Origin of the sequence: Sneathiella sp. (assembly GCF_029233945.1) — a bacterium.
GTDB lineage: Bacteria > Pseudomonadota > Alphaproteobacteria > Sneathiellales > Sneathiellaceae > Sneathiella.
Genome location: NZ_JARGOQ010000053.1, coordinates 1,372 through 10,993, shown reverse-complemented (window position 1 = coordinate 10,993; position 9,622 = coordinate 1,372). Strand labels below are relative to the sequence as shown.

Annotated in this window: 9 protein-coding genes and 1 pseudogene; 9 read left to right on the top strand and 1 reads right to left on the bottom strand. The window is 58.7% G+C overall.

All coding sequences use genetic code 11. The features are described from left to right. The 7 genes from P1U71_RS14780 to P1U71_RS14750 form a co-directional block, all read left to right on the top strand. A partial coding sequence (locus P1U71_RS14780) for an ornithine cyclodeaminase family protein (protein WP_301106393.1) occupies positions 1–855 on the top strand: 855 nt, incomplete at its 5' end. 111 nt (positions 856–966) lie between these two features. After that, positions 967–1,677, top strand: coding sequence for an orotidine-5'-phosphate decarboxylase (gene pyrF / locus P1U71_RS14775; RefSeq protein WP_301106392.1), 711 nt, complete (start codon positions 967–969; stop codon positions 1,675–1,677). Then, positions 1,678–2,334 carry a phosphoribosylanthranilate isomerase gene (locus P1U71_RS14770; RefSeq protein ID WP_301106391.1) on the top strand — a complete coding sequence of 219 codons (657 nt, stop codon included), beginning with the start codon at positions 1,678–1,680 and terminating at the stop codon, positions 2,332–2,334. A gap of 23 nt (positions 2,335–2,357) precedes the next feature. Further along, complete coding sequence (gene trpB, locus P1U71_RS14765) at positions 2,358–3,569, top strand: tryptophan synthase subunit beta (RefSeq protein WP_301106390.1); 1,212 nt, start codon at positions 2,358–2,360, stop codon at positions 3,567–3,569. Continuing rightward, positions 3,566–4,384, top strand: a complete 819-nt coding sequence (gene trpA, locus P1U71_RS14760; RefSeq protein ID WP_301106389.1) for a tryptophan synthase subunit alpha — start codon at positions 3,566–3,568, stop codon at positions 4,382–4,384. Before trpB ends, trpA begins: the two co-directional genes overlap by 4 nt. Before the next feature lie 12 nt (positions 4,385–4,396). After that, positions 4,397–5,350 carry an acetyl-CoA carboxylase, carboxyltransferase subunit beta gene (accD, locus tag P1U71_RS14755; protein ID WP_301106388.1) on the top strand — a complete coding sequence of 318 codons (954 nt, stop codon included), beginning with the start codon at positions 4,397–4,399 and terminating at the stop codon, positions 5,348–5,350. Positions 5,351–5,362: 12 nt separating this feature from the next. Then, positions 5,363–6,664, top strand: coding sequence for a folylpolyglutamate synthase/dihydrofolate synthase family protein (locus tag P1U71_RS14750; protein WP_301106387.1), 1,302 nt, complete (start codon positions 5,363–5,365; stop codon positions 6,662–6,664). A 7-nt stretch (positions 6,665–6,671) separates the two neighbouring features. On the opposite strand, the gene P1U71_RS14745 is transcribed toward P1U71_RS14750, so the two are convergent. Further along, a complete protein-coding gene (locus P1U71_RS14745) occupies positions 6,672–7,361 on the bottom strand; it encodes a response regulator transcription factor (RefSeq protein WP_301106386.1) in 690 nt (229 codons plus the stop codon). A gap of 296 nt (positions 7,362–7,657) precedes the next feature. On the opposite strand from P1U71_RS14745, the gene ribA reads away from it, so the two are divergent. Continuing rightward, positions 7,658–8,779, top strand: coding sequence for a GTP cyclohydrolase II (gene ribA, locus P1U71_RS14740; RefSeq protein ID WP_301106385.1), 1,122 nt, complete (start codon positions 7,658–7,660; stop codon positions 8,777–8,779). A gap of 120 nt (positions 8,780–8,899) precedes the next feature. Then, positions 8,900–9,622, top strand: a pseudogene (locus P1U71_RS14735) (hypothetical protein); the annotation flags it as partial.

Sequence of the window (9,622 nt, the reverse complement as noted above, 5' to 3'; positions counted from 1 at the left end):
GGCTGCACCCAGCCGCTTCGCCATCATCACGGGCTCGATCCGGAGGATGAGAAAAAAGGCACATTGCTGATCATGCCTGCCTGGCAGTCGGGCGGCTTTCTCGGCCTCAAGACCGTCACGGTCATGCCGGAAAATGGCGCGAAGGGGCGCCCCTCCGTTCAGGGAACCTATCTTTTGTTCGATGCCGTCGATGGTCGCGCCCTTGCCCTGATGGAGGCGGGGGAGCTGACCACCCGTCGGACCGCCGCCGCTTCCGCGCTCGCGGCCTCCTACCTTGTGCGTGAAGACGCATCAACACTGCTGATGGTTGGCGCTGGCGCCATGGCGCCCTGCTTGATCCGCGCCCATTCCGCCGTTCGCTCCTTCACGGACATCGCCATCTGGAACCACCGACCGGAAAAGGCGAAAAAGCTCGCCGCCGAACTGACGCAGGAGGGGTTTTCCGCCCGCGCCGTCACCGATCTGGAGGCCGCCGCACGGGACGCCGATCTTATTTCCTGCGCGACGCTTTCCACCGAGCCGCTGATCAGGGGCGACTGGCTGAAGCCGGGCGCGCATCTCGATCTGGTCGGGGCCTTCACGCCCACCATGCGCGAAAGCGATGATAATGCCGTGAAAACCGCGACGCTATTTGTCGATACGCGCGAAGGCGGGCTGAAGGAGGCGGGCGATATCGTCCAGCCGCTTAAATCAGGCGTCATCAAAGAAAGCGATCTTCAGGCCGATCTTTATGACCTCTGTCGGGGCGCGCATGCCGGTCGCGCGTCAAATGAGGAAAACACCCTCTTCAAGTCGACCGGCGCGGCGCTGGAAGATCTCGCCGCCGCCATTCTCGCCTATAAAGCAAATCAATAGGGTTTCGCGCGTAATTTCAGCAAAATTCGCCGCTATCGCTTTTCATTTCGTCAAAAGCCTCTATTATCGCCGCAGATTTCACCTATATCTCAGAAAATAGGAGGCCTTGCCATGAGATTGACGCCGCAAAATGCCGTTTTCACCGCGATTGACACAACCAACCTCGACGCCGCTGTCGCGCTTGGCCGTGCGCTCGCACCGATTTCCGGCGGCATCAAGCTCGGCAAGGAGTTTTTCACCTCCCACGGGCCGCAGGGCGTCATGACCGTCGCGGGCGAGACAACGCCGCTCTTCCTCGATCTCAAGTTCCACGATATCCCGAATACGGTCGCAGGCGGCGTGCGCGCGGCGGCGAAATTTATCAAGCCCACCATGCTCACCATTCATGCAAGCGGTGGTCCCGCCATGATCCGCGCGGCGGCAGATGCTTCCGCCGAGTTTGGCGAAGGCCGCCCCCTGATCCTCGGCGTGACGGTGCTCACCAGCATGGATGATGCGGATTTGAAAGCGGTTGGCGTGGATAGCCCGGCGGAAGAGCAAGTCCTGCGCCTTGCCGAACTCGCGCAAAAGAACGGCGCCGATGGCGTGATCTGTTCCCCCCGCGAAATTCAGGCGCTCCGCCAGACTTGCGGTCCTGATTTCAAGCTGGTCGTGCCGGGCATCCGTCCCAAAGGCTCCGATCATGGGGATCAGAAGCGCGTGAAAACCCCCATTGAGGCGATGACCGACGGCGCAAGCTATCTGGTGATTGGCCGGCCGATCACGGGCGCAGAAGACCCCGCCGCCGCGGCAAGCGCCATCGTCGGGGACATTGCCGCGTAAATGTCCATACAAGCAAAAATATGCGGCCTCAGTGACGCCGCCGCACTTGAGGCCGCCATTTTAAACGGCGCGGCTTTTGTCGGCTTTGTCTTTTACCCCCCCAGCCCGCGCAATATCTCCGCGGATGAGGCCGCCTTGCTCTCCTCGAAGGTGCCCATTCATGTGAAGAAGGTCGGGCTGTTCGTCGATCCGGACGAGACGTTGATCCACGACATTCTCACCACTGTATCGCTGGACTGGATACAGCTGCATGGATCGGAAACGCCGGAACGGGTGCAGGAAATCAGGGACGCCTATAGCCTGCCGGTGATCAAGGCGATCAAGGTCGACAGCGCCGCCTCCCTTGAGGACGTTGCCCGCTATGACGGTGTGGCGGATATGTTGCTGTTTGACGCGAAAGAGCCTAAAAACAAGGAAACCGCGCTTCCGGGCGGCAATGGTCTGGCCTTTGACTGGGAATTGCTGGCAAATGCAAAGATCTCCACCCCCTGGATGCTGGCGGGCGGGCTTGATGCAGAGAATATCGCCGAGGCCGTGCGTATTTCCGGCGCGACGATTGTCGATACCTCTTCGGGGGTCGAGTTCGAGCCCGGGCGCAAAAATCCGGCAGCGATTGAGGCCTTTCTGGCAGCGGTTGCCGCCATCGACACAGAATAACGAAAGTTTGAGGCGTTAAGAGAATGGCGAAACCGAACAGCTATCGCACCGGCCCGGACGAAACCGGCCATTTCGGCATTTTTGGTGGACAATTTGTCGCCGAAACCCTGATGCCGCTCATTCTGGAGCTGGATGCCGCCTATGAAGCCTCAAAAAAAGATCCGGAATTCGCCGAGGAGCTTTCCGGACTGCTCAAGCATTTTGTCGGCCGCGAATCCCCGCTTTATTTTGCCGAACGGCTGACCGAACATTACGGCGGCGCGAAAATCTATCTCAAGCGCGAGGACCTGAACCATACCGGCGCGCATAAGATCAACAATTGCATGGGGCAGATTTTGCTGGCCCGGCGCATGGGCAAGAAACGGATCATTGCGGAGACCGGCGCGGGACAGCATGGCGTCGCCACGGCGACCGTTGCCGCGCGCTTCGGCCTCAAATGCGCAATCTATATGGGCGAGACGGATATCGAGCGGCAGAAACCCAACGTCTTCCGCATGAAGCTGCTGGGGGCAGAGGTCATCCCCGTCAAATCCGGCGCACGCACCTTGAAGGACGCGATGAATGAAGCCTTGCGTGACTGGGTCACGAATGTGGAGGATACCTTCTACATCATCGGCACGGTCGCCGGACCGCACCCCTACCCTGAGCTTGTCCGCGATTTTCAATGCGTGATCGGGGAGGAAACCCGCCGCCAGATCATGGAGGCTGAAGGACGGCTTCCTGATACCCTGCTCGCCTGCATCGGCGGCGGATCGAACGCCATGGGCCTATTCCATCCCTTCCTCGATGACGAGAGTATCGACATTATCGGCGTTGAGGCCGCGGGCCACGGCATTGATACCGACAAGCATGCGGCGTCGCTTAAAGGGGGCCGCCCGGGCGTGCTGCACGGGAATCGCACCTATCTGTTGCAAGATGACGACGGACAGATACTGGAGGCGCATTCCATTTCCGCCGGTCTCGATTATCCCGGGATCGGGCCGGAGCATTCCTGGCTCAATGACATCGGGCGGGTTAAATATGTGAATGCAACGGATACCGAGGCGTTGGAGGCGTTCCAGCTCTGCTGCAAGCTGGAGGGGATTATCCCCGCGCTGGAAAGCGCCCATGCGCTGGCCTATCTCGAAAAGCTCGCGCCGGACTTGCCGAAAGATCATCTCATCGTCGTCAATCTCTCCGGGCGCGGCGACAAGGACATCTTTACCGTTGCCGACGCGTTGGGAGTTGAGTTGTGAGCGAAACCCGTATTGACCGCCGTTTCAAGGCCCTGAAGGCCGACGGGCGCGCCGCCTTTGTCACCTATGTGATGGCGGGCGATCCAAACTTTGAGACCGCGCTTGAAATCGTGAAAGGCCTGCCCGGCGCCGGGGCGGATATTATCGAGCTGGGCCTCCCTTTCACCGACCCGATGGCCGATGGCCCCGCGATCCAGCAGGCGGGCTTGCGCGCGCTGGCGTCCGGGACCACCCTCAAGAAGACGCTCAAGCTGGTTTCGGAATTCCGCACAGGCGATGACGAGACGCCGATCGTCCTCATGGGTTATTACAACCCGATCTATAGCTATGGTGTCGATCAATTCCTTATCGATGCGAAAGCCGCCGGGGTCGATGGCCTGATCGTGGTCGATCTCCCGTCCGAGGAGGACACGGAGCTATGTCTCCCTGCCCGCGATGCCGGGCTCAATTTTATCCGCCTCGCGACACCGACCACCGATGACAAGCGCCTGCCGAAGGTTCTCGCCAATTCGTCGGGCTTCCTTTATTATGTCTCGATTGCCGGAACCACGGGCGCCGCGGCGCCAAAGCCGAGTGATGTGGCACAGGCCCTCACCCGTATCCGCAAGACGACGGATTTGCCAATTGCGGTGGGTTTCGGACTTCGGACCGGAGAACAGGCCGCAGAAATAGCGAAAATCGCCGATGGCGCGGTCGTCGGCACGGCTCTGGTTGAGCAGGTCGCCCTCGGCAACAGTGATGACGATAAAGTAAAACGGGTGCTTGATCTGGCGCGTGAGATTTCAGCGGGCATCCGCAGCGTAAATAAGACGTAACAGGACGCGAATATGAACTGGTTGACGAACAAGGTCCTGCCGAAATTCCGGCAACTAACAACGAAACAGGATACGCCTGACAATCTCTGGGTGAAATGCCCCGATTGCGGCCAGATGCTGTTCCATAATGACCTGCAAGCCAACCAGAATGTTTGCAACCATTGTGACTATCACATGCGCGTCTCCCCGACGGAGCGGTTTGACGCGCTCTTTGACGATGCGAAATACGACCTGATCGAACTGCCCGAAGTGGCGGTTGATCCCCTTAAATTCCGCGATTCCAAGCGTTATACCGAACGGCTGAAAGATGCGCGGAACAAGACCGGTGACATCGATGCGATGAAGGTTGCTCATGGCAAGATGGGCGGCAATTCCGCCGTCATCGCCGTGCAGAATTTCGATTTTATGGGCGGATCCTTGGGGTTGGCCGTGGGGGAGGCCATCGTCGCCGCCTCGAAACTCGCCGTTCTGCAAAAAGCGCCGCTGATCCTTTTTTCGGCCGCCGGTGGCGCGCGGATGCAGGAAGGCATTCTCTCCCTCATGCAGATGCCGCGCACCACGGTTGCGATCCAGCGCCTGAAAGAGAGCCGCCTTCCTTTTATCGTGGTGCTGACCGATCCGACAACAGGCGGCGTCACGGCCTCCTACGCGATGCTGGGCGATATCCAGATTGCCGAGCCGGGCGCGCTTATCTGCTTTGCCGGGCCGCGCGTGATTGAGGAAACGATCCGCGAAACCCTGCCCGACGGGTTTCAGCGCGCAGAATTCCTGCTGGAGCATGGCATGCTGGACATGGTGGTGCATCGCCAAGACATGCGCGAGACATTATGCCGCGTCATTGATCTTCTCGGCACGAAGCTGAAACTTCCACCGGTGGTTCAGAAGAATAACGGAAAGAAATCTGCCAAAGAAAGCGATTCCGAAAAGGCAGCGGACGGAAAAGCAACCAGCACATCAAAGAAATAGACTGATCCCGCTGTGACCGGAACCCATAGCGATCGAATTCTCGCGCGGCTAATGACGCTGCACCCGAAAATCATTGATCTCACTCTGGACCGGATGCTGCCGTTGCTCGCGAAGCTTGATCATCCGGAGCAGCGCTTGCCCCCCGTGATCCATGTTGCCGGTACCAATGGAAAAGGCTCCCTTCTGGCCTATCTCCGCGCAATGCTTGAGGCGGCGGGTTACCGGGTGCATGTCTATACCTCCCCCCATCTGGTGCGCTTTGCCGAGCGTATTCGTTTAGCGGGAAAGATCATCGAGGAAGACGCCCTCAGCCAGCTGCTTCTTGATTGCGAGGCCGCCAATGGCGAGACCCCCATCACCTATTTCGAGATCACCACTATTGCCGCGTTCAAGGCCTTTGCCGACACGCCCGGCGATATCCTGCTGCTGGAGACCGGGCTTGGCGGGCGCTATGACGCCACCAATGTGGTGGCATGCCCCGCACTTACGGCAATTACGCCCATTTCCCACGACCATGCGGAGTTTTTGGGCACCGATCTCGCCGGAATCGCCGGGGAAAAGGCGGGAATTATCAAGGCTGGTGCGCCAGTGGTGATCGGCCTGCAGGATCCTGTAGTCCTTGAAATATTGCAAAAAACGGCGGAAACACTAGGCTCTCTCTCTTATATATATGACAGGGAATGGTCCTGCCATAAAGTTGCGGGCGGATGGCAGTATGACGGAATGAACGGCGCGCGTGTCTTCCCTATGCCCGCCCTTCACGGGGTGCATCAGATTGAAAATGCGGCAACGGCGGTGGCCTGCCTCAACCATCTTGGTGGATTTGACGTTCCCGACGCAGCCATTAACAAAGGCCTTGCGGCGGTGGAATGGCCCGCACGAATGCAACGCCTCAGACATGGCCCGATTGTCAAGGCATTCCCTGCGCATGTGGAGGTCTGGCTTGACGGCGGGCATAATCCGGCGGCGGGGGAACAGATCGCAAAAAGCTTTGCAAACTGGAACGAGACGGAACCGAAACCCACCTATCTGATCGCCGGGATGCTCAACACCAAGGACCAGAAAGCTTTCTTTTCAAAGCTTGCGCCCGTCATCACGACGGGCCATTGCATCACCATCCCGGAGGAAGCGGCGGCGACGCCAGCGGTGGATCTGGCCAGCATGGCGCAGGCAGGCGGGCTTGATATGACGGAGATGCCGTCCCTGATGGCGGCGGTGGAGGCGTTAAAGCCAACGCTCGCCGAAAAGCCCAGCCGCTTGCTGATCGCGGGCAGTCTTTATCTGGCGGGGCAGGTTTTACGCGAAAACGGGTGAAAAGGGTTCATGGAACGAGGCGGTAACCGCCTGGCTCGGTAATCAAAATCTTCGCATCCGACGGCTCCGCCTCGATTTTTTGCCGCAACCGGTAGATATGGGTCTCCAGCGTATGTGTCGTCACCCCCGCGTTATAGCCCCAGACCTCATTCAGCAGGATATCACGGGTCACCACCTTGTTTCCGGCGCGATAGAGATATTTCAGGATCGCCGTTTCCTTCTCGGTCAGACGGACCTTCTGCGCTGTTTCCTTATGAAGCATCAATTTGGACGCCGGACGGAAGCTGTAGGGGCCAATGGTGAAGATCGCATCCTCGCTCTGCTCATGCTGGCGCAACTGCGCGCGAATACGGGCGAGCAGCACCCCGATCCGGAAGGGTTTGGAGACATAATCGTTAGCCCCGCTCTCAAGGCCGAGAATCTGGTCGCTGTCGCTGTCCTGCGCGGTCAGCATAATGATCGGCGCCTTGTTCCCGGTTTTGCGGATCAGTTTGCAGGCCTCTCGCCCGTCCATATCCGGCAGGCCCACATCAAGCAGGATCAGGTCGAAATGGCTCTTCTTGATCTTGTCCAGCGCGTCACTCGCCGTTTCCGCCTGCAGGGTCAGGAATTCCTCATGCAGGTCGAGCTGTTCCGCCAGCGTTTCCCGAAGGCTGTTATCGTCATCAACCAGAAGGATTTTTTTGCCGCCCGTCATATGTCCTGTTCCCCATTACTATTATCCGGTCGGGCATCTCTTCGGGCCCGCTGCCTTAAAAATTGGTATCATATGGGGGTATTCAAGGGCAAGCAGGACAGATGGCCGGTGCTTTTCACGTTAAAGTGAAGCTTGGTGATATGGAGACTGTCGGCGCATAATGGTTTTTCCGCCCGTGCCCTGGAAAAATACTGGCCCCGGGCCATGTGTGATAATATAACATTTGCAGCCCGCCGCCGCCGCCTGCTAATAGACTTGATGCATCGGCGAATTCGCGAACCGGAAACCGGAACATTATGAGTAACAACGATAAAAATGAAACTGAACTCAAGCGTCTGCGCGCCGTTGACCGCGCCATTGCGGATTTACGCCGGGGCTTGAGCGTCGTGGTAACGGGGGAGGATGAAGCCTCCCTCATCCTCTCGACGGAAATGGCCTATGATACGGAGCTTGAGACCCTTGCCGCGCGGAGCGGGGCGACGCCAGTCCTCGCCCTTACCGCCCATCGCGCCAATGTGCTGCATATCCAGCCGACAGGCGATGACACGATCCGCCTGGTGATCGAGGAATGGATGGATGCGCCCCTGATGCGCGCCCTTGCCGATGCGACCCATGACCTTGATCAGCCCTTTCGCGGGCCCTTCACCCGGATAAAGGAGGGGTTGCCTCCCACCGTTCCTGCGGCGATCAAACTTACGAAGCTCGCCCGGCTGCTCCCCTCGGTTCTGGCCGCGCCGCTCTCGATTGACCAGATAGATCATATTTGCGAGGCGCATGATCTTGTGCGAGTCAACCTTGAGGATATTCTGGCGTTTGAGGATTCTGCGGCGCTGCAACTAAAGACCGTCGCCTCCGCGAAAGTACCGCTTCAGGCGGCGGAGAACACAACTTTTCATGCTTTTCGCCCGGCAGACGGAGGGATCGAGCATCTGGCGATTGTCGTCGGCGACCCCAACCGGCGCGAGCCCGTGCTGGCGCGGCTGCATTCGGAATGCTTCACCGGCGATCTCATCGGATCGCTCAAATGCGACTGCGGAGAACAGCTGCGCGGCGCGCTAAAAGCGCTTCAGGAGGAAGGCGGCGGCGTTCTTCTTTATCTCGCGCAGGAAGGGCGTGGCATCGGACTGATCAACAAGCTGCGCGCCTACAAACTGCAGGCGCAGGGCTTCGATACGATTGATGCCAATGAACGGCTTGGCTTCGACGCGGATGAGCGGGTGTTCCGCCCCGCCGCCGAGATGCTGAAACTGCTCGGTTTCAAGAAAACCCGGCTGATGACCAATAATCCGGAAAAGGTGGAGGGATTGGAGCGTCACGGCATCACAGTGACCGAACGGGTCTCGCACAAATTCCCTTCCAACACCCATAACGAGCTTTACCTCGCCACCAAGAAAAAGCGCAGTGGGCATTATTTATAGGCGGCGGAGTTCTTAACCGGCAATTTTTGCCGTAAAATTAAGGCTTTGCGGCTCCCCACCCCCGTTTCATACGGGTATTTCTGGCACGCTCCTTGCTGTATATCGGGCAAGGAGATTTATATGTCGATTAACGCCGTCACCCATGACCCATACGCCTATCTCGATCGCGCTCTGCCAAATGAGCCGACCGCGATATATGTGCCGAAAGAACGCCTCGATGAAAGCGGCAACAAAATCGCCGATGAGGGCGGGTTTGGCGAGGATGGTTTCGGCTTCGACGATTTTCTCGATATCATCAACCCGCTACAGCATATCCCCGGCGTTTCCTCCCTCTATCGGGAGATTACCGGCGATGAGATCAGCCCGGGCGCCCGCAATATCGGTGGCACCATCTATGGCGGCGCGATTGGTCTGGCGGTCTCCGTGGTTAACTCCGCGATTGAGGAAATCACCGGCAAGGATGTCGGCGGCCATGTGCTCAGCCTATTCTCCACGGACGAGGAAGAAGCCGCGCCAACAGAAATGATCGCCGCAGTTCCGCCCGCCGCCGAAGAAACACCCGCTCCTGTGGAGGCCGCGGTCAGTACATCAATAGCGCCTGGCGCCGTAGCGCCAATCGAAACTGCGCCGCTCGCGGCCCCCATCGTGCCGCAGGATCTACCGAAGATGACGATAGAGGATAAAGCGCCGGAGGCCTCTCCCATCGGGCTGGAATGGAAAGGCGATAAACCGGCCCTTCTTGAGCAGCTTCAAAAGGCAAAGACCCAGGATCTGACAGAAGAGCAGCTCCATGCTGTCTTTAGAAACTTCAATAGCGCCCCGTCTGCGATGGCAACCCCGGCA